The following is an 18895-nucleotide window of genomic DNA, read 5'->3' on the forward strand; positions in this document are numbered from 1 at the left end:
GTCCGTCGGCGCTCAAGGACCCGTCCATGCGCGTTCTCGGCATTGAAACCACCTGCGACGAGACGGCGGTCGCCGTCGTGGCCTCGCGCATCGGCGGCGATGGCGGCGACATTCTCTCCAATGAGGTGATGAGCCAGATCGCCCAGCATGCCGCCTATGGCGGCGTGGTGCCGGAGATCGCGGCGCGCGCCCATATCGATGTGCTGGAGCGCCTGATCGTCCGTGCGTTGGACGCGGCGGGAACCGATATCGCCGGCGTCGACGCCATAGCGGCTTCCGCCGGGCCGGGCCTCATCGGCGGCATTCTCGTCGGCCTCACCGCGGCCAAGGCGCTGGCGCTCGCCGCCGACAAGCCTTTCATCGCCGTCAATCACCTCGAGGCGCATGCGCTCACCGGCCGCCTGACAGAGCGGCTGGATTTCCCCTATCTCGCTCTGCTGGTTTCCGGCGGGCATACGCAGCTCGTCGCCGTAATGGGCGTCGGCGATTATAAGCGGCTGGGCTCGACCGTCGATGACGCGGCCGGCGAGGCCTTCGACAAGGTCGCCAAAATGCTCGGGCTTCCCTATCCCGGCGGCCCGCATATCGAGCGTCTGGCGGAGGAGGGCGATCCGGCCCGCTTCGATTTTCCGCGGCCCATGTTCGGCCGCGAGGGGGCGGATTTCTCGCTCTCCGGCCTCAAGACCGCGGTGCGCCAGGAGATCGCCCGGATCGGGACGCCGACCGAGCGCGACGTCGCCGATCTCGCTGCCTCCTTCCAGGCGGCGATCGTCGACGTTCTGGTGGATCGCGTGCGCTCCGGCCTGCGCATCTTCACGCAGAATGGCGGCCAGCCCAATGGCCTCGTCATCGGCGGCGGCGTCGGCGCCAATGGCGCGATCCGCCGCGCGCTCACGCGTCTTTGCGCCGAGACCGGCCTTCGCTTCGTCTCGCCGCCGCCGGGCCTGTGCTCGGACAATGGCGCCGTGGTGGCCTGGGCCGGGCTCGAGCGCTTTGCGCGCGGCATGACCGATGATCTGACCTTCGCCGCCCGTCCGCGCTGGCCGCTGGACGCCAACGCCGGCGCGCTGCATCACGGCAAGGCGTGAGCGCTCGATGCCTTCGGCGGGGCGGATGAGATGAAGCGGCTCTTGCTGGCCGCGGCGGCGACCTTCTCGGTTCCGCCGCAGCCCGGCGGCCTGCTGTCGCAGGAACCGCTCGCCGTCGGCGTGCGCGTCTTCTACGGACCGCGCCCCGGCTTCGAGGATCTCGATCTGCGTCTCATCGGCGGCGCCAAAAAATCCATCGACATGGCCGCCTATATCCTCACCGATCGCGCGGTGATCTCGGCGCTCGGCGCCGCCGCCATGCGCGGCGTGCGCGTGCGCATCTATATCGATGGCGAGGAGCGCGGCGGCCTCAGCCCGGCCATTGAGGCGATAGCCGCGGCGCGCAACATGCAGATCAAGCGCAAGGGCCGCTCGCGCGATCTGATGCATTTGAAGTCCTATCAGATCGATGGCCGGGCGCTGCGCAGCGGCTCGGCCAATTTTTCGGTCTCGGGCGAAGAATTCCAGGACAATGACCTCATATTGATCGAGAGCCAGGCCGCGGTCGCGCAATTCGAGGAGACTTTCGAGCGGCTATGGGCGCGTTCGGACAATCAGAAGATCGGGATGCGATGAGCAGCGAGGAGAAGATCGCCGTGCTGGGCGCCGGCGCCTGGGGCACTGCGCTCGCCAATGTGGCCGCGACCGGGCGTTCCGGCGTCGTGCTCTGGGGCCATGAGCCCGCCCATATCACCGCTCTCTCGCGCGACCGCGAGAACCGCGCCTATTTACCGGGCCTGCCGCTGGCCGAGGGCGTCGCGCCTTCCGCCGATCTTTCGGCGGTGGCGGGGGCAGGGGTCGTGCTCTCGGTGGTTCCGGCGCAGGCGATGCGCGAGGTGGCGCGGCGCTTTCGCGACATTCTCGCGCCGGGAGCGGCTTTCGTCATCTGCTCCAAGGGCATAGAGCGCGGCACGCGCTGCTTCATGAGCGAGGTGGCGGCGCAGGAATTGCCGCAGGTCGAGATCGCCATTCTCTCCGGCCCGAGCTTCGCCGCCGATGTCTGCCGCGGCCTGCCGACGGCGGTGACGCTCGCCGCGCGCGATGAGGCGCTGGCCAAGCGCCTCAGCGAAACATTGTCGACACGCGCCTTCCGGCTCTATCGCTCCACCGATGTGCTGGGCGTCGAGATCGGCGGCGCGGCGAAGAATGTTCTCGCCATCGCCAGCGGCATGGCGGCGGGCAGGGCGCTCGGCGCCAGCGCCGGCGCTGCGCTGATCGCGCGCGGCTTCGCCGAGCTGACCCGCCTCGGCCGCGCCTATGGCGTCAATCAAGAGACTTTGATGGGCCTCTCCGGCCTCGGCGATCTGGTGCTCACCTGCGGCTCGGCGCAATCGCGCAATTTCGCCCTGGGCGCGGCGCTGGGGCGCGGCGAGGCGCCGCTCGAGGCCGCCCATGGCAAGCTCGCCGAGGGCGCCTTCACCGCCTCCGCTCTCGTCGCCATGGCCAAGGAGCGCGGCGTCGAAATGCCGATCGCCGAGGCGGTGGACGCCATTCTATCGGGCGCGATCGGCGTCGATCAGGCGATAGAGGCGCTGCTGATGCGGCCGCTGCGGGCGGAGGCTTGAGCTTTCGTTGACGGCTCGATGCGATCTTCTCGCCGATGCGAAACGAGCAGAAAGTCGCGCCCCCTCCCCAGCCCTCCCCCGCTTTGCGGGAGAGGGAGCAGATTGCGCGCGTCATCGAGGTTTCGCCCCGCGAAGCGGGGCAGGGTGAGGGAGGGGGCCTCGGCGCCTATCGTTCTGCTCTCATCGCCATCACCCTCATCGGCGCCGCCCTGCGCCTCTACGCCGCGCAGGGCGATCTCTGGCTCGATGAAATCTGGACGCTGAACCTGCTCGAGCGGGCGCATTCCTTCGGCGACGTCTTCATCGGCCTGCATCACGACAATAATCACGTCGCCAATTCCGCCTGGCTCTATCTCATCGGACCGAATGCGCCGGTTCCGCTGATGCGCCTCGCCGCGGTCGCATTCGGGACGCTGGCCATTCCCGCCGCCGCGGCCGCCAGCCGCCGCTATTGCGCGGCCGCCGGGCTCCTCGCGGCTTTCGTCTTCGCGACCTCCTATTTCTTCGTCCATTACGGCTCGGAGGCGCGTGGCTATGCCGGCATGACGCTCGCCGTGCTGCTGGCTTATGGTCTCGTGGACGCCATTCTGGTCGAGGGCGCCTCTCGGCGACGCCTGCTGGCGCTGGCGGCGGCGATCGGCTTCGGGACCTTCTCCCATCTCACCATGATCGAGGCGAGCGGCGCGCTGGCGCTCACGGCGATGCTGCGGTTTCGCCGCAGCACTCTCGGCCGGGCGGTCGCCATAGGGGCTGTCGCCGGGCTCGCCAGCCTTCCGGCGCTCGCCTGCTTCGCCTATGGCGCGCTGGCCCCGGATTTTCAGGTCGGAGCCATGGTTCCGCTGAGCCCGGCGATCTTCGCCGAGGGCGTCGGCGGAATGGCGCGGGCGACCTTGGGCTTTCCGCGCGGGGTCGATGATTTCGTCCTTCTCGGCGTCGCCGGCCTGCTCGCCCTCGGCCTGCTGGCGGTTCTGCCGGCGGAGCGGCGGGCTTTCCCGGCCATCGCCGTCTTCGGCCTGCCGCTGCTGCATATCGCCGCCGGCCTGCCGAGCCAGCAATATCCGCGCTTTCACGCCACCGCCGCGATCGGCCTGGCGCTGCTCGCCGCCGAGGGCTGCGCCGCCCTCTATCATGCTGGCGCATTACGGCGCGGCGCAGCGGCGGTCCTGCTCTGCGCCTTCGCCATAGGCGACGCCGGGCGGCTCGCCGATTTCTACCGCGACGGCCGCGGCCATTACGCCGATGCGGTGAAGATCATGGCCGAGCGCGAGGAGGCGCCCTACGCCGTCGATTTCGCGCGCGGCGAGACCAAGGCGGTCGTCGCCTATCACGCCCGCAAGCTGGGCGTCGTCGCGACGATGGTCTCGCTGGCCGAATGGTGCGCGACGCCGCCGGCCTTTCTGCTGGCAGTCGATCTGCCCGATTCACAGGCTGAACATGCGGAGCGGCGCTCCGCCGGCCCGCAGGACTGCCGCTCGGCCTTTCTGCGCCGCGGATATTTCCCGGCCTCTGGCCTCTCGGGCTTCGCCTGGACGCTCTATGAGCGTGAGGAGATCACAAAGTCGGCGCGATGACGCGCACGCGCTTCTTGACGCCGTCGGCGCCGACGATCTCGCGCGTCGTCTCATGCGCGTCGACAGGGCGCTTCTCCGGCTGCGTCGCCTCCGTGGCGGGAAGATCGAGCGAGACCGCGCCGCGCGCCGCACGCACGCTGATCGGCCGCGACATCTCCTCCGCCTTCTCCGCCGAGACGACGAGATCGCCCTTGTTGCGCTCGGCCAGAAGCCGCTCCGCTTCGGCGAGAGTCTCCGCCCAGCTGCGGCCGGGCGGCCGGCAGGAGCAGGTCGGATCATAGCTTTTGGTGAATTTCAGCGCATTGGGATGGTCGCCATAGGCTTCGCCATCTATCGACACTGCGGTCTCTATGTCGCGCGAGGGCGAGCGCGTGTAGAGCGTCACTTCCACATTGGGGCATTGCGCCCTGCACAATTCCTGGAGATCGGCGAGATTGGCGCGGCGCGCCGAATAGCTGATGGGGAAGAAGCCGCCGTCGCAGGCGCGCACGCAAACGGCCAGCGAGCCGCCGCGCGCGACAGGCCCGCCATTGTCGTCCTCGCCGCGATCCTGCTGCCCATCGAGAGGCAGCTCGCGGACCGGCGTCGGCTCCTCCTCCTGAGTGCCGAACAGCTCCTCGAAAATATTGCGCTGGCGGGAGGCGACGCGCGTCGGCTGCTGCGGCTGCCGGCACTGCTGATCGAAGCGCGCCTGCAGCGCCTGCCGCTGGCCGTCGCCGGAATTTTGCTGGAGCGAGGCGAGATTGGAGCGCATCTGCGCGATGCGGCCGTTGATCGCGCCGCATTGCGGCGGCGGCGCATTGCCGAAGAAGAGGAACTGCTGCCGGTCGCAGCCGATGGAACGCCCATAGGCGACCGTGCGGTCGATCTCCTTCTGCTGGGTGGCGGCGGCGGCGCGATAGCGGGCGGAGCCGCTATTATTGCCGGCGGCGGCGATCTGCGCCCGCAGATTGTCACAATAGGCCGATTGCGCCATAGCCTGCGCGGAGAGCAGACCGGCGGCGGCGAGAGCGAGCGCGCCCACGAGGCGCCGCAACGGCCCCTTTCGGGAAAGCGTCTTCCGAATGATATGTTTCGCCGACATTGGTCCTATATTTCGCGATTCGAAAGGCGAGGCGCCGCGGGCCGGCGAATCCGAAACCGTCGAGCTCGAGACCATATCGGCCATATCATCCGTCCGATCAATCGGCGTGCGATTGTCGCGAGCTTCTTGTCGCGAACAAGGCGCATCACGACATTTGTCGAGGGAATTTCCTGGCGCTCTGGAGGAACGCAGTTATGAAGCCGTCCAAATTCGTCCTGTCCGCTTTCATCGCCTCGGGGCTCGCCGCCGCTCTGGGCGCAGCGCCCGCCCGGGCCGACGGGCCGGATCTGATCTTTCGCAAGTCTACCGACTTCAAGCTGCTGACGCCCAACGACAAATTGGCGACCTATGTGCTCGACGATCCCGATGTGGACGGGGTGGCCTGCTATTACACCGTGCATGAGAAGGGCGGCGTCGCGGGAATGTTCGGCGTCGCGGAGCAGACCTCCGATGTGTCGCTGTCCTGCCGTCAATATGGGCCGGTGAAATTCAAGGAGAAATTCGGTCAGGGCGACGAAGTATTCAGCGAGCGCCGCTCGGCGCTGTGGAAGCGCCTGCATATCGTCCGCGGCTGCGACGCCAAACATAATGCGCTGGTCTATATGGCCTATTCCGACAGGCTGATCGAAGGCTCGCCGGAGAACTCCACCTCGGGCGTGCCGATCCAGCCCTGGGGCGTCGGCGATGTCGCGCAATGTGGCGAGTTCTTGAAAAAATGACGCGGCGGCGGGCCTGCGCCCGCCCACGCTCATTCGCCGCAGGAGACGACGGCGGCTTCCGCCGTCAAGGGCCGGCGCGCCGAGGCCGGGCCGATCGCCGAGGTCACATCGTCGGCGCGGCCGAAGGCCACCGCGGGGCCGTGGCCATGCGACTCGCACCAGCTGTCGGCGACGATCTTTCCGCAATCTTTCTTCTGCGTGATGCATTCGACGACGCCATAGCCTTCGTGGCCGGAAATCAAATAGACGTTCTTCGGCGCCTCGACGGCGCGGGCTCCGCCCTGGGCCGCCGCGAGCAGCAATCCGCCCAGCAGCGGAATGGCGAGACGCGGGAGAACAAGACGCTGAAATTCGGTGGAGAACATCGGGGGCACGCCTCGCGCGGGGACGCTCATTCGCCTCACCGCGCCGGCTCCTGGTTTATGCGATCGCAGTTAAGGCGCGGTTAAGTTCGCGCCGATTTGCGTAAGAGACGTCGAGGGCGCGACCATTCACGCCCGCGCGCCGTTCAGCGAATGTCGTATTCCGCATCCACCTCCACGCCCAGCGCGGTGACGAGGCGGTTGGTTTCCGAGGCCATGCCGACGATGGCGAGCAGCTCGTTGAACTCCGCCTCGGTCATGCCCTTGGCGCGCGCGCTCGCCGTGTGGGAGTGGATGCAATAGCTGCAGCCATGCGCGACGGAGACGGCGATATAGATCATCTCCTTCACCTTCGGGTCCAGGACGCCCGGTCCCATCACCGCCTTTATGCTCTCCCATGTGCGTTTCAGCGTCACCGGATCATGCGCGAGGGCGCGCCAGAAATTATTGACGAAATCGCTTTTGCGCGTCGCGCGAATATCGTCGAAGACCGCGCGGGCTTCGTCCGAGAGCTCGTCGTCGCCGAGCAGCTTCACAGTGGCCATCGTCTCCTCGCTTCCTCTCGCATTCGTCTTCGGCCTATCATAGCGGCGGCGCGCGCGGCGCGCATGTCTCGGGATGGAGAGGAAGATGTCGATCGGCGCATTGGCTCGCGGGGCTCACATGGCGCTCATCGTCGCGCTTTTGGCGATCGCGTCGCCGGCGGCGGCGCAGCAAGGGCGCATATGGAGCTTCTCTCTCGACGAGGCGAAGCCGCCGATGGCCTTTCTCAACTATGGCGTTCCTGAAACCGATGATTCCTTCGGCGGCTTTCATTGCGACGCCCATAGCGGCGCGACGACGCTGTTCATCTCCGAGACCGACGGCAAGCAGAAGGCCGGCAAAGCCGCGACGGCGATTTTGGCGGTCGGCGACGCGCAGACGAAGGTCGCGGGAAAGCTCGTGCCGAATGAGGAGGCGGGCGTTCCGAGCTTCGAAGGGCGGATCGCCGCCGATGATCCGATCTTCGCCGCCATGGCGCGCGGCGAGACGCTCGTCGTGACGATCGGCGGCTCGAAACAATCCGCGCCGCTGAAAGGCGCAGCGCAGAAGATCGGTAAATTCGTCGAGGCCTGCAAGAAAAACTGAGCGCGCGCGGCGCTCTCCTGCGCCGCTTCCGCCGTCACCGATATGTCCCGTAATCAGAATATCCCTTCGATGCGGCGCAGCGCCGGCGTGGCGAAATCCACGAAAGCGCGCACTGCGGGCCGCAGGAATTTCGTCGAAGGATAGACCAGGAAGAATTCGCTCGGCTCGATTTCGTGATCGGGCAATGCGCGGATCAATGCGCCGCTGCGCAGCTCTTCGGCGACGAGCAGGAGCTGCGTGGTGGCGACGCCGCGGCCGGCGCGCAGCGCCTCGAGGAGAACCCGCGCGCTATTGGTCGTGAGCTTCGGCCGAACGGCGATGTCCTCCGCGCTGTCGCCCTTGCGCAGACGCAGCGCGCCATTGCGCAGCGACGCATCGGTGACGAGAAGATCATGCGCAGCGAGATCGGCGGGCGTGCGCAGAGGCGCTGCGCGCGAGAGATAGCCGGGCGCGGCGACGAGAATGCGCCGGCTGAAGCCGATGCGCTTTTGGATCAGCGATTGCTCTCTCGGCCGGCCCATGCGCAGCGCGAGGTCGATATTCTCGAAAATGAGATCGACCGGACGATTTTCGAGCGACAGAGCCACGGCGACGGAAGGATGCGCGTCCTGAAACGCCATCGCGATGCGAAACAAATGTCTTTCGCCGATACAGCTCGGGCCGTGCAGGCGCAACTCGCCGGCGATCGCCGCGCCGTCGCCGCGAAGACTTTCGAGTGCGGCGTCTATCGCTGCGAGCGGGCCGCCAGCGGCCTCATAGAGCGCGAGGCCTCGCGCCGTGGGACGTAGCGCGCGCGGGCCGCGCTCCAGCAGGCGCGCGCCGGCATGCGCTTCGAGATTGCGCAGCATCTTGCTGACGGCAGGCTGCGACACGCCGAGGTCGGCGGCCGCGGCGGTCATCGAGCCGCGCTCGACGATGCGGATGAAAGCGCGAAGGGCGGCGGCGAGGTCCATGCATAACTTTTGGTTATAATAATTCGATCTTTCCATTCGATAGACGCATGGGAGACGATCGGCAACTCTCGCGAAGCTTTCGAGGGAGGCGAGGATGACGATCGACAGGCGGGCGTTTCTGGCCGCCGCCGGAGCCGTCGCGACGCAGGGATTCGCGGGGACGCAGGCCGAAGAGGCGCGGCTTTTGCCGCAGGGGGCGGAGAGCCGTTCGCTCACGCTCGACGGCGCGCGGCTGCATTTCGTCACAATGGGCGCGGGACCCACGGTCGTGCTGCTGCATGGCTGGCCGCAGACATGGTTCGCCTGGCGCGCGACGATGGAGCGACTGGCGCCCCGCTTCACCGTCGTCGCGCCGGATCTTCGCGGCCTCGGCCTCTCCGCGCCTGCGCAGTCCTATGACAAGCGCGCTGTCGCCGGGGATATCGCCGCGCTCATCGATCGCGTGGCGGGCGGGAGGGCGCATGTGATTGGTCATGACATGGGCGGCAAGGCGGCCTTCATGCTCGCGCTGCTCCATGCCGAGAAAGTGGAGCGGCTCGTCCTCGTCGACTGCCTCGTTCCGGGAACCGAGAATATGGACGCGCGACGCGGCGGCGCCTGGCACTACGGTTTTCACATGGCGCGCGACATTCCCGAGCTGCTGACGCGCGGACGCGAGAGGGATTATATCGCTGCGCAGATTCGTGCTTGGTCGCATCGCAAGGACGCGGTCGGCGTGGCGGCGATCGACGAATTCGCGCGCCATTATGCGAGGCCGGGCGGCATGACCGCGGGCTTCGACTATTATCGCGCGCTTCCCGAGGATGCGCGTCTGGCGGAGAGCCTTTCGGATCGCAGGCTCGACATGCCGGTTCTCACTATCGCCGGGCGACATGGAGTCGGGCCGCGACTCGCCGAAGCGCTGGCGCCGCGGACGCGCGCGCTTTCCTCTATCATCGTCGAGGAGAGCGGCCATTTCGTTCCCGACGAGGCGCCGGAGACGTTCTTTCGCGAGGTCGAGCGATTTCTCGCGTGACGTGAGATGGCCGAGACGCCGTCTCTACCGCGCCCGCCGCACCACCAGCACGGCGTTGATGCCCCCGAAGGCGAAGGAATTGGACATTGCCGCGCGCATCGGCACGCGGCGCGCCTCGTGCGGCACGGGGTCCACCGGGCATTTGGGGTCTGGCGCCTTGAAATGGATCGTCGGCGGGGCGAGCTGCTCGCGCAGGGCGTTGATCGTGATGGCGAGCTCGAGCGCGCCGGAGGAGCCCAGCGCATGGCCGTGGATCGGCTTGGTCGAGGAGACCGGCAGCCGCGCGCCGCGCTCGCCGAAAACGCGCAGGATCGCTTCCGACTCGGTGATGTCATTGGCGTAAGTGCCAGTGCCATGGGCGTTGAGATAATCGATATTGTCGGGCGTGAGGCCGGCGCTCTCCAACGCTTGCCGCATGGCGGAGGAGGGGCCTTCGACATTGGGCCGCAGCGGATCGAAAGCGTCGCTCGTCGTGCCATAGCCTGCGAGCTCGCAGAGCGGCGCATGGCCGCGCGAATGCGCGAGCTCCTCCGTCTCCAGCACGAAGATCGCCGCGCCCTCGCCGAGCACTATGCCGTTGCGGCCGGCCGAGAAGGGCCGGCAGAAATCCGGCGTCAGCACGCGCAGCGCCTCCCAGGAGCGCAGCGAGCCATTGATGACGGCCGCCTCCGCCCCGCCGACGATGGCGCGATCGGCCGCGCCGGAGCGGATCATCTCCAGCCCGACGCCGATCGCCTGGCTCGCCGAGGAGCAGGCGCTGGCGATGGCGAATGTCGGCCCATTGCAGGAAAAGCGCATGCCCAGCATGGTGGGCGCGGCGCTGGGGATGAGGCGCGGCACGGTCAGCGGATCGGCGCGCTCGCGCGTGTTGTATTCCTTATGCGCCTCGTCATCGATGGTCTTGGAGCCGCCTATGCCGGAGCCGATGACGACCGCCGTGCGCGGCCCGGCGATATCCTTGCGCGCGAAGCCCGCCTGCGCCATGGCCTCGTCGGCGGCGACGATGGCGTATTGGGTGAAAGGGTCGCAATAGGGGAGAATCTCGGGCTCGAGATGGGCCAGCGGATCGAAGTTCTGCGGCTGCGCGGCGATCTTGATGCGGCCGCCATAGGGGCGCTCGAGCTTCAGCGGGCGGACCTGACATCGGCCGTCGCGCGCCGCCTCCCAAAGTGGCTGCGCCCCGACGCCGGCGGCCGAAACCGCGCCCATGCCCGAGATCACCACACGTCTTCCGTTCGATTTCACCGCTGTCGCCAAAGTGGAAATTCGCTCCGTTGCCGCCGTCTCCAGTCCGACGGGACCAGACGTTAATCCTTTTTGCCGTCACGGTCGCCTCACGCGCAAGCAGAGGTCCCCGCTTTTCCCCGAAAAGGCGCGTGGCGTGGCGCCGCAGCGGTCTCTACTCGGCTGATTCATATGTGATTCTACTGAGACGTGCGGCTCTGCGCAGCCGCGGCCGCCGGTTTTTGCGGCGTCTTGACCTTCCGCGCCGGGCTGCCTATTGGCACATCAGCCAGTCGGCTGGATGGCCGCTGTCCTTCGGGATAGAGGAAAGTCCGGGCTCCACGGAGACACGGCGCCGGATAATGTCCGGCGGGGGCGACCCCAGGGAAAGCGCCACAGAAAGCAAACCGCCGCGACCTTCGGGCTCGCGGTAAGGGTGAAAGGGTGCGGTAAGAGCGCACCGCTCGGGCGGCGACGTTCGAGGCATGGCAAGCCCCGCCGGGAGCAAGACCGAATAGGGGCGACTGGAAATAGCGATATTTCCTGGCCCGTCTCCGGGCCGTCGCCCGGGTTGGTTGCTAGAGGCGGCGCGCAAGCGTCGTCCCAGAGGAATGGCCATCGCGCGTGGAAGGGGCGACCCGACCGCGCCATACAGAACCCGGCTTATAGGCCGACTGGCGGTTTTACCGAGCGAGGGGAGGAGCGGGCAGGGAGCAGGTCGTCTATTCCCGGCTCGCCAGCCCCCGCCTTGCCTAACGCGAAATGCGCGGCCCGCGCCCGCGTCAACGCTCCCTTAACCCTGACGACGGCTAATAATCGCAAGCGCCGCGCCGCCCGCGCCGCTCCGTCGCCCGTGGTTCTTCATGATATGCGTTGTTGTTCAGAGCGATGACACGTCTCTCCGGGAGAAGTCGCGCCCGCGCCTCGCGCGCGTCGGCGCTTTCGCGCCTGCGCGCGGGCTCGGCGGACGGCCGCGTCGACGCCAAATATCCGCCCTGGAGGGCGCGTCCGACGGGCGCGGACCGGCCCTGCGGCGACATTTTCGGATCGGAGGAGAAATGACGGCGAGCGGCGGTGAGCGGCATGTTCCCGTGCTGCTCGAGGAGGCGGTCGCCGCCCTCGCGCCACAGGCGGGCGGCGTCTATCTGGACGCCACCTTCGGCGCCGGCGGCTACACGCGCGCCTTGCTGGCGCATGAGGATACGCGCGTGCTGGCGCTCGACCGCGATCCGACCGCCATCCGCAACGGCTATGCGCTGGTGGAGGAGGCGGGCGGACGGCTGACTCTCGTGGAGGCGCGTTTCTCCGAGCTGGCCCAGGTCGCCGAGCGCGCGGGGCTGGCGCCGCTCGATGGAATCGTCGCCGACATAGGCGTTTCCTCCATGCAGTTCGACGAGGCGGCGCGCGGCTTCTCCTTCCGCAATGACGGCCCGCTCGACATGCGCATGGAAGGCCGCGGACCGAGCGCCGCCGACATTATCGCGGAAGCCGAGGAAGAGGCGCTCGCCGATATACTGTATCACTATGGCGAGGAGCGGGCCTCGCGCCGCATCGCCCGCGCCATCGTCAAGGCGCGCGAGGCCGGCCGCATAGAGACGACGCGCGCGCTGGCGCAGATCATCGAGCGCGCGGCGCCTGGAAAGCCGGGCGATATTCACCCGGCGACGAAGAGCTTCCAGGCGCTGCGCATCGCCGTCAATGACGAGCTCGGCGAATTGGTCGCCGCGCTGGGCGCCGCCGAGCGCGCGCTGAAGCCGGGCGGTCGGCTCGCCGTGGTGACGTTTCATTCGCTCGAGGATCGCATCGTCAAGCAATTCTTGGGCGAGCGCTCGGGCCGCGGCGAGACGCGCTCGCGCCGCCTGCCGGGCGAGCCGATCCCGCCGCCGCCTACCTTCATCAGCGAAGGGCGCCAGCCGGTGACGCCTTCGGACCGCGAAATCGCCGCAAATCCGCGCGCGCGCTCCGCCAAGCTGCGCTTCGCGACGCGAACGGACGCGCCGGCGCGCGCGATCGACGAGTCTCTGGCGCGTCTCGCCCGCCTGCCGGAACGCGCGAAAGGAAGACGCTAATGCTGCGCATTCTCAATGTCGTCGCCATTCTCGCGCTGATCGGCTCCGGCTTCTACGCCTATTCGATCAAATATCAGACGATGCTGCGCGCCGAGCAGATCAACAAGATGAAGCGCGAGGCCAAGAGCGAGCGCGACGCCATCGCCGTGCTGCGCGCCGAATGGGCCTTCATGACGCGGCCCGAGCGCGTGCAGGATCTCGCCGACAAATATCTCGATCTGAAGCCGGTCGCGGTCACGCAGATCGCCACGGCGCAATCGCTGCCGGAAAAGCCCGAGCGCATCGACTCGATCGGCCGCAAGCTGGACGCGCTCGGCCTCGGCGGCTCCGCGACGACGCCGGCCGCGAGCGAGGCGCCGACGACGCCGAAAGGAAAGCCGCGATGACGACAGCCGAAACTTTGACGAAAGCCGCGCGCAAGAGCCTGCGCGGCCAGCTCGACGGGCTGTTCGCCACCTCGCTCGGCAAGACGGGGACGCGCATGCGCATTGTCGCCGTGGGCTTTTGCTGCCTCTATGTCGGCATAGGCGCGCGTCTCGTCGCCATCGGCTTCAAGCCCGATCCGACGACGATGCGCCGCGCCTCCGGCGAGCCCATCGCCGCCTCGCGCCCCGATGTGCTCGATCGCAATGGCGAGATACTCGCGACCGATGTGAAGACCATGTCGGTCTTCGCCGAGCCGCGCCGGCTCATCGACAAGGACGAGGCGACGGAGCTGCTGACCGCTGTGCTGCCCAATGTCGACTCTCGCGAATTGCGCGAGCGTCTCGCCTCGCGCAAGGGCTTCGTCTGGGTGAAGCGCGAGGTGACGCCCAAGCAGCGCGACGAAGTGTTTCATCTCGGCCTGCCGGGCGTCGGCCTCGCGCCGGAGAACAAGCGCGTCTATCCCAATGGGCCGGCGGGCGCGCATGTGCTCGGCTATGTCAATATCGACAACGCCGGCATCGCCGGAATCGAGAAATATATCGACGGACAAGGCCTCGCCGATCTGCATGACGCCGGCTTCAGCCTGACGCCGGAGGAGCTGAAGCCCATCTCGCTGTCGATCGACATAAAGGCGACGCACGCCATTCGCGACGAGCTGGAAAAGGGCATTGCGCATTTCAAGGCCAAGGCCGGCGCCGCGGCGATCATGGACGTCAACACGGGCGAGATCATCGCGCTCGCCTCGCTGCCGGATTATGATCCCAACAAGCCCGGCGACATGCGCGATCCGACGATCATCAATCGCATGAATGTCGGCGTCTATGAGATGGGCTCCACCTTCAAGGCGCTGACCATCGCAATGGCGCTCGACTCCGGCAAGGTCAATCTCGGCTCGCGGCTCGACGCGCGCGGCACGCTCAATTTCGGCCGCTTCCGCATCCATGATTATCACGCGACCAATCGCGTGCTCACCCTGCCGGAAGTGTTCACGCATTCTTCCAACATCGGCACGGCGCGCATGGCGCTCGGCCAGGGCGTCGAGCGGCACAAGGCGTTTCTGCGCAAGATGGGCCAGCTCTCGCGCATGCGCACCGAGCTGCCGGAGAGCGCCGAGCCGATCGTGCCGAAGAATTGGGGCGAGCTGAATACAATGACCATCGCCTTCGGCCATGGTCTCGCCGTCGCGCCGCTGCAGGCGATGATGGCGGTCGGCGCGCTGATGAATGGCGGCTATCTGATGACGCCCACTTTCCTCAAGCGCAGCGAGGAGGAGGCCAAGAAGAGCGCCGTGCAGGTGATCAGGCCGGAGACCAGCGAATCCATGCGCTATCTCATGCGGCTCAACGCCGAGATCGGCTCCGCCAGGAAGGTCAACGTCAACGGCTATTTCGTCGGCGGCAAGACCGGAACGGCGGAAAAGGTGATCGGCGGCCATTATTCCAAGACCCGCCTCTTCACCACTTTCATGGCGGTGGCGCCGGCGGACAAACCGAAGTATCTGTTCCTCACCATAATGGACGAGCCGCAGGGCCTGCCGGAGACCGGAGGCTACGCCACGGCCGCCTATAACTCGGGCCAGGTGACGGGGCAGATCATCGAGCGCGTCGGCCCGCTGCTGAATCTGCCGCCGCGCTTCGAATTGCCGACGCAGCCTTTCCCGCTGCTCGCCAAGCTCGGCTATGGCATGGCCAATAGTCCCGCTGTTCCCGGCGGGGGAGGGCATTGATGCGATTTTCCGACCTTCTCGACGAAGCGACGGCGGCGAACCTCGGCGATCTCGATATCGCCGGCGTCACCGCCGACAGCCGCGACGTGCGCGAAGGCTATGCTTTCTTCGCCGTGCCGGGCCATGCCGGCGACGGTCTCGCTTATGTTGCCGATGCGCGCGCACGTGGCGCGCGGGTCATCGTCGCGCCGCGCACGGCGGAGGTCGGGCTGCCGCTGCTGGTGGTCGCGGATGTGCGCGCTGCGCTCGCCCATGCGGCGGCGCGGTTTTTCGCGCGCCAGCCGCGGATCGTCGCCGCGGTGACCGGCACCAGCGGCAAGAGCTCGGTCGTCGATTTCCTGCGCCAGATCTGGCTCACGCTCGGACGCGACGCCGCCTCGCTCGGCACGATCGGAATCGTCGACAAAAACGGCGCGCATTATGGCTCGCTGACGACGCCAGGGCCTGTGGCGCTGCATCAGTCGCTCGACGAGCTGGCCGCGCGCGGCGTCACGCATCTCGCCATGGAGGCGTCCTCGCTCGGCATTGATCAGCGCCGCCTCGACGGCGTGCGGCTGACGGTGGGCGCCTTCACCAATTTCTCGCGCGACCATCTCGATCACCATCGCGATCTCGAAGAGTATTTCGAGGCGAAGATGCGCCTCTTCGACACGCTGCTGGCGCCCGGCCAGACAGCGGTGATCGACGCGGACAGTTCGGTGGCGGCGCGCGTGATGGATATTTGTGAGAAGCGCGGGCTGACGATCTTCGATGTCGGCGAGAAGGGCCGCGGCATAGCGCTGCTCGAGGCGGATGCGCAGTCACTCGGCTCGCGCTTGCGGTTGCGCTGCGGCGACGAGACTTTCGCCGTCGCTCTGCCGCTCGCCGGCGCGTTTCAAATTTCCAATGCGCTGGTCGCCGCCGGCATGGCGATCGCCTGCGGCGCGGCGCCGGCGCAGGTTTTCTGGGCGCTCGAGACATTGCGCGGCGCGCCCGGACGGCTGGAGCTCATCGGCGCGCGCGACGGCGCGCCCGTCTTCGTCGATTACGCGCATAAGCCCGATGCGCTGGACAAGGTGCTGGCGGCGGTGCGCCCTCTGGCGAAAGGACGGCTCGTCGTCGTCTTCGGCGCCGGCGGCGATCGCGACCGAGGCAAGCGTCCCTTGATGGGCGAGATCGCGGCGCGCGCGGCGGATGTCGTCGTCGTCACCGACGATAATCCGCGCAGCGAGGAGCCGGCCTCGATCCGCGCCGCTATATTGGAGGCGGCGCGCGGCGCGAAGGGCGCGGAGATTCACGAGATCGGCGACCGCGCCGCGGCGATCCGCGCGGCGGTCTCCTGGCTGCGCGAGGGCGACGCGCTGGTGGTCGCCGGAAAGGGCCATGAAACGGGCCAGATCGTCGGCGATCAGGTCCTGCCATTCTCCGACCGGGCGGCGGTCGAGGCGGCCTTGCAGGGTGGGATTTGAATGAAACAGCAAGCGCTATGGACCGGACTGGGGCTGATCGGCGCCTTGCGCGCGCGCATCAGCGGCGGCTTGCCGCGCGACGTCGATGGCGTCTCCATCGACACGCGCACGCTGGCGCCGGGCGATCTCTTCTTCGCCATAAAGGGCGAGGCGCGCGACGGTCATGATTTCGTGCGCATGGCGTTCGAGCGCGGCGCCGCGGGCGCGGTGATCGACGACGCGCACGCCGGCGAATTTCGCGATCTCTCGCCGCTCTATGTCGTGCGCGATGTGCAGGAGTCGCTGGAATATCTCGGCGCCCGCGCGCGCGAGCGCTCGCCCGCCTATGTCGCGGCGATCACCGGCTCGGTCGGCAAGACATCGACCAAAGACATGGCGAAGACGCTGTTCTCGCGCTTCGGCGAGACGCACGCCTCGGCCGCCTCCTACAACAACCAATGGGGCGTGCCGCTGTCGCTCGCGCGAATGCCGGCGTCGGCGCGCTACGGCCTTTTCGAGATCGGCATGAATCACGCGGGCGAGATCGCGTCGCTCGTGCGCTTCGTCGAGCCGCATGTCGCCGTGGTGACGCGCGTCGCGCCCGTGCATCTCGAGCATTTCGACTCGCTCGAGGCCATAGCGGCGGCGAAGTCCGAGGTTTTTTCCGGCCTCGTCGAAGGCGGCGTCGCCATCATCAATCGCGATGACGAGACTTATGAGACGCTGCTGGAAGGCGCCGCCGCCTCCAGAGCCGCGCATGTCTTCTCCTTCGGCGAGAGCGAGACCGCGCAGGCGCGGCTGCTCTCCTACGATGGCGAGAGCCAAGTCGCGGAGGCGGTGATTTTCGGCCGCCGCCTGCGTTATCGCATCGGCGCGCCGGGCAAGCATTTCGCGGTCAACTCGCTCGCCGTGCTGACCATCGCCCATGTCTTCGGCATAGATCTCGCCGAGGCGGCGGAGACGCTGGCCGATTTCGCGCCGCCCAGGGGACGCGGCCGTCGCGAGACGTTCGCGATCGGCGGCGGCGTTCTCACGCTCATCGACGAGAGCTACAACGCCAATCCCACCTCCATGCGCGCGGCTTTCGATCTCCTCGGCGCGGAGAGAAGCGCGCGGCGACGCGTCGCCGTGCTCGGCGACATGCTGGAGCTCGGGCCGAGCGCCGGCGAATTGCACGCCGGCCTCGCCAAAGACCTGGAGGCGGCCGGCGTCGATCTTCTCTTCACCGCCGGCCCGCTGATGGCGCGGCTCTTCTACGCGGCGCCCGAGCATATGCGCGGCGCGCATCGCGCCAACGCCGCCGAGCTCGAGGACGCGGTTCTCTCCGCGCTGGAGCCCGGCGATGTGGTCATGATCAAGGGCTCGAACGGCTCGCGCATGGCGCGCATCGTCGAGGCGATCAGAACGAAATTCCCGGCCGAAACCGAAGCGGCCTCGTAAAGGAAAAGACGAATGCTGACGCTGCTCGCGGACTTCTCGCATCTCTTCGGTCCGCTGAACCTCTTCCGCTACATCACCTTCCGCGCCGCCGGCGCGGCGGCGACGGCGCTGTTCTTCGTCTTCTTCTTCGGCCCCGCCATCATCGATGCGCTGCGCATCAAGCAGGGCAAGGGCCAGCCCATTCGCGAGGACGGACCGGCCTCGCATCTGCTCACCAAAAAAGGCACGCCGACCATGGGCGGGCTGATGATCCTCTCGGGTCTGCTCGTCGCCACTCTCCTCTGGGCGAATCTGAAAAACTCTTACGTGTGGATCGTCATATTGGTGACGGCCTCCTTCGGCGCGATCGGCTTCTACGACGATTATCTGAAGGTGACGAAGCAATCGCACAAAGGCTTTTCCGGCAAGGCGCGGCTCGCGCTCGAGTTCGCGGTCGCCGGCCTCGCCTGCTATGCGTTCACGACGGTCGGCGGCGACAATATGTCCAAGCTCGCTCTGCCGCTGCTCAAAGGCTACGCCTTCTCGCTCGGCTGGCTGTTCATTCCCTTCGGCGCCTTCGTCATCGTGGCGGCGGGCAATTGCGTCAATCTCACCGATGGTCTCGACGGCCTCGCCATCGTGCCGTCGATGATCGCGGCCGGCGCCTTCGCGATCATCGCCTATCTCGTCGGCAATTCGATCTTCTCCGATTATCTCGGAATCAATCACGTCGCCGGCACGGGCGAGCTGACCATCGTCTGCGCGGCGCTGATCGGCTCCGGCCTCGGCTTTCTGTGGTTCAACGCGCCGCCGGCGCAGATCTTCATGGGCGACACCGGCTCGCTCGCGCTCGGCGGATTGCTCGGAACCATATCGGTCGCCATCAAGCAGGAGTTCGTGCTCGTCATCATCGGCGGCCTCTTCGTGCTCGAGGGCGCCTCCGTCATCGTGCAGGTGGCGAGCTTCAAGCTCACCGGCAAGCGCGTGTTCCGCATGGCGCCGATCCACCATCACTTCGAGCAGATGGGCTGGACCGAGCCGCAGATCGTCATTCGCTTCTGGATCATCTCCTTCGTTCTCGCCCTTCTCGGGCTCTCCTCGCTGAAGCTGAGGTGAGCG

18 protein-coding genes and 1 other RNA gene are annotated in these 18895 nt (G+C 67.4%); 14 read left to right on the forward strand and 5 right to left on the reverse strand.

Translation table 11 applies throughout. The annotated features are described in order from the left end of the window. Positions 1 to 26 precede the first annotated feature (26 nt). The 4 genes from tsaD to GYH34_RS09980 are packed head-to-tail and all read left to right on the forward strand — an operon-like array spanning position 27 to position 4224. Complete coding sequence (tsaD, locus tag GYH34_RS09965) at positions 27 to 1088, forward strand: tRNA (adenosine(37)-N6)-threonylcarbamoyltransferase complex transferase subunit TsaD (protein ID WP_161913441.1); 1062 nt, start codon at positions 27 to 29, stop codon at positions 1086 to 1088. A gap of 30 nt (positions 1089 to 1118) precedes the next feature. Continuing rightward, positions 1119 to 1664 (forward strand): phospholipase D-like domain-containing protein, encoded by a 546-nt coding sequence (locus GYH34_RS09970; RefSeq protein WP_161913442.1) that lies wholly within the window; start codon positions 1119 to 1121, stop codon positions 1662 to 1664. Further along, positions 1661 to 2653, forward strand: a complete 993-nt coding sequence (locus GYH34_RS09975; RefSeq protein WP_161913443.1) for an NAD(P)H-dependent glycerol-3-phosphate dehydrogenase — start codon at positions 1661 to 1663, stop codon at positions 2651 to 2653. Before GYH34_RS09970 ends, GYH34_RS09975 begins: the two co-directional genes overlap by 4 nt. 35 nt (positions 2654 to 2688) lie before the next feature. Continuing rightward, a complete protein-coding gene (locus tag GYH34_RS09980) occupies positions 2689 to 4224 on the forward strand; it encodes a hypothetical protein (protein WP_161913444.1) in 1536 nt (511 codons plus the stop codon). Here GYH34_RS09980 and GYH34_RS09985 read toward each other — a convergent pair. Next, positions 4205 to 5260 (reverse strand): DUF2865 domain-containing protein, encoded by a 1056-nt coding sequence (locus GYH34_RS09985; RefSeq protein WP_244635028.1) that lies wholly within the window; start codon positions 5258 to 5260, stop codon positions 4205 to 4207. The genes GYH34_RS09980 and GYH34_RS09985 overlap by 20 nt on opposite strands. Positions 5261 to 5502: 242 nt before the next feature. On the opposite strand from GYH34_RS09985, the gene GYH34_RS09990 reads away from it, so the two are divergent. Then, positions 5503 to 6027 carry a CreA family protein gene (locus tag GYH34_RS09990; protein WP_161913446.1) on the forward strand — a complete coding sequence of 175 codons (525 nt, stop codon included), beginning with the start codon at positions 5503 to 5505 and terminating at the stop codon, positions 6025 to 6027. 29 nt (positions 6028 to 6056) lie between these two features. Here GYH34_RS09990 and GYH34_RS09995 read toward each other — a convergent pair whose 3' ends face one another. Then, complete coding sequence (locus tag GYH34_RS09995; protein WP_161913447.1) at positions 6057 to 6392, reverse strand: hypothetical protein; 336 nt, start codon at positions 6390 to 6392, stop codon at positions 6057 to 6059. A 143-nt stretch (positions 6393 to 6535) separates the two neighbouring features. Continuing rightward, on the reverse strand, positions 6536 to 6934 hold the full coding sequence (locus GYH34_RS10000; protein WP_161913448.1) for a carboxymuconolactone decarboxylase family protein: 399 nt from the start codon (positions 6932 to 6934) through the stop codon (positions 6536 to 6538). Between the two features lie 85 nt (positions 6935 to 7019). On the opposite strand from GYH34_RS10000, the gene GYH34_RS10005 reads away from it, so the two are divergent. Then, entirely contained in the window at positions 7020 to 7517 is a 498-nt protein-coding gene (locus GYH34_RS10005) for a hypothetical protein (protein WP_244635031.1), read from the forward strand. A gap of 53 nt (positions 7518 to 7570) precedes the next feature. On the opposite strand, the gene GYH34_RS10010 is transcribed toward GYH34_RS10005, so the two are convergent. Further along, a complete protein-coding gene (locus GYH34_RS10010) occupies positions 7571 to 8470 on the reverse strand; it encodes a LysR family transcriptional regulator (protein WP_161913449.1) in 900 nt (299 codons plus the stop codon). Between the two features lie 94 nt (positions 8471 to 8564). On the opposite strand from GYH34_RS10010, the gene GYH34_RS10015 reads away from it, so the two are divergent. Next, a complete protein-coding gene (locus GYH34_RS10015) occupies positions 8565 to 9485 on the forward strand; it encodes an alpha/beta hydrolase (RefSeq protein ID WP_161913450.1) in 921 nt (306 codons plus the stop codon). A 24-nt stretch (positions 9486 to 9509) separates the two neighbouring features. Here the strand turns inward: GYH34_RS10015 and GYH34_RS10020 are convergent, their stop codons facing one another. Beyond that, the gene (locus tag GYH34_RS10020; RefSeq protein WP_161913451.1) at positions 9510 to 10742 is read right to left on the reverse strand and encodes a beta-ketoacyl-[acyl-carrier-protein] synthase family protein; all 1233 of its coding nucleotides are present in this window, start codon (positions 10740 to 10742) and stop codon (positions 9510 to 9512) included. 256 nt (positions 10743 to 10998) lie between these two features. Here GYH34_RS10020 and rnpB point away from each other — a divergent pair. From rnpB to mraY, 7 genes are all read left to right on the forward strand, one after another. After that, positions 10999 to 11391: RNase P RNA component class A (gene rnpB / locus GYH34_RS10025), an RNA gene on the forward strand. A gap of 376 nt (positions 11392 to 11767) precedes the next feature. Then, positions 11768 to 12778, forward strand: coding sequence for a 16S rRNA (cytosine(1402)-N(4))-methyltransferase RsmH (gene rsmH, locus GYH34_RS10030; RefSeq protein WP_161913452.1), 1011 nt, complete (start codon positions 11768 to 11770; stop codon positions 12776 to 12778). After that, on the forward strand, positions 12778 to 13164 hold the full coding sequence (locus GYH34_RS10035; protein ID WP_161913453.1) for a hypothetical protein: 387 nt from the start codon (positions 12778 to 12780) through the stop codon (positions 13162 to 13164). The genes rsmH and GYH34_RS10035 overlap by 1 nt, the downstream gene beginning before the upstream one ends. After that, the gene (locus GYH34_RS10040) at positions 13161 to 14930 is read left to right on the forward strand and encodes a penicillin-binding protein 2 (protein WP_161913454.1); all 1770 of its coding nucleotides are present in this window, start codon (positions 13161 to 13163) and stop codon (positions 14928 to 14930) included. Before GYH34_RS10035 ends, GYH34_RS10040 begins: the two co-directional genes overlap by 4 nt. Then, positions 14930 to 16378 carry a UDP-N-acetylmuramoyl-L-alanyl-D-glutamate--2,6-diaminopimelate ligase gene (locus GYH34_RS10045; RefSeq protein ID WP_161913455.1) on the forward strand — a complete coding sequence of 483 codons (1449 nt, stop codon included), beginning with the start codon at positions 14930 to 14932 and terminating at the stop codon, positions 16376 to 16378. Before GYH34_RS10040 ends, GYH34_RS10045 begins: the two co-directional genes overlap by 1 nt. Further along, a complete protein-coding gene (locus GYH34_RS10050) occupies positions 16379 to 17797 on the forward strand; it encodes a UDP-N-acetylmuramoylalanyl-D-glutamyl-2,6-diaminopimelate--D-alanyl-D-alanine ligase (RefSeq protein ID WP_161913456.1) in 1419 nt (472 codons plus the stop codon). A gap of 12 nt (positions 17798 to 17809) precedes the next feature. Further along, complete coding sequence (mraY, locus tag GYH34_RS10055; protein WP_142861947.1) at positions 17810 to 18892, forward strand: phospho-N-acetylmuramoyl-pentapeptide-transferase; 1083 nt, start codon at positions 17810 to 17812, stop codon at positions 18890 to 18892. Positions 18893 to 18895 lie beyond the last annotated feature (3 nt).

It is taken from the genome of Methylosinus sp. C49 (genome assembly GCF_009936375.1).
Classification (GTDB): domain Bacteria; phylum Pseudomonadota; class Alphaproteobacteria; order Rhizobiales; family Beijerinckiaceae; genus Methylosinus.

Coding starts and splice junctions, on each gene's coding strand:
- GYH34_RS10000 (WP_161913448.1), bottom strand. CDS start 6,934: ATGGCCACTGTGAAGCTGCTCGGCGACGACGAGCTCTCGGACGAAGCC.
- GYH34_RS10040 (WP_161913454.1), top strand. CDS start 13,161: ATGACGACAGCCGAAACTTTGACGAAAGCCGCGCGCAAGAGCCTGCGC.
- GYH34_RS10050 (WP_161913456.1), top strand. CDS start 16,379: ATGAAACAGCAAGCGCTATGGACCGGACTGGGGCTGATCGGCGCCTTG.
- GYH34_RS10015 (WP_161913450.1), top strand. CDS start 8,565: ATGACGATCGACAGGCGGGCGTTTCTGGCCGCCGCCGGAGCCGTCGCG.
- tsaD (WP_161913441.1), top strand. CDS start 27: ATGCGCGTTCTCGGCATTGAAACCACCTGCGACGAGACGGCGGTCGCC.
- mraY (WP_142861947.1), top strand. CDS start 17,810: ATGCTGACGCTGCTCGCGGACTTCTCGCATCTCTTCGGTCCGCTGAAC.
- GYH34_RS10005 (WP_244635031.1), top strand. CDS start 7,020: ATGTCGATCGGCGCATTGGCTCGCGGGGCTCACATGGCGCTCATCGTC.
- GYH34_RS09975 (WP_161913443.1), top strand. CDS start 1,661: ATGAGCAGCGAGGAGAAGATCGCCGTGCTGGGCGCCGGCGCCTGGGGC.
- GYH34_RS09970 (WP_161913442.1), top strand. CDS start 1,119: ATGAAGCGGCTCTTGCTGGCCGCGGCGGCGACCTTCTCGGTTCCGCCG.
- GYH34_RS10010 (WP_161913449.1), bottom strand. CDS start 8,470: ATGGACCTCGCCGCCGCCCTTCGCGCTTTCATCCGCATCGTCGAGCGC.
- GYH34_RS10035 (WP_161913453.1), top strand. CDS start 12,778: ATGCTGCGCATTCTCAATGTCGTCGCCATTCTCGCGCTGATCGGCTCC.
- GYH34_RS09990 (WP_161913446.1), top strand. CDS start 5,503: ATGAAGCCGTCCAAATTCGTCCTGTCCGCTTTCATCGCCTCGGGGCTC.
- GYH34_RS10045 (WP_161913455.1), top strand. CDS start 14,930: ATGCGATTTTCCGACCTTCTCGACGAAGCGACGGCGGCGAACCTCGGC.
- GYH34_RS09995 (WP_161913447.1), bottom strand. CDS start 6,392: ATGTTCTCCACCGAATTTCAGCGTCTTGTTCTCCCGCGTCTCGCCATT.
- GYH34_RS09980 (WP_161913444.1), top strand. CDS start 2,689: ATGCGAAACGAGCAGAAAGTCGCGCCCCCTCCCCAGCCCTCCCCCGCT.
- rsmH (WP_161913452.1), top strand. CDS start 11,768: ATGACGGCGAGCGGCGGTGAGCGGCATGTTCCCGTGCTGCTCGAGGAG.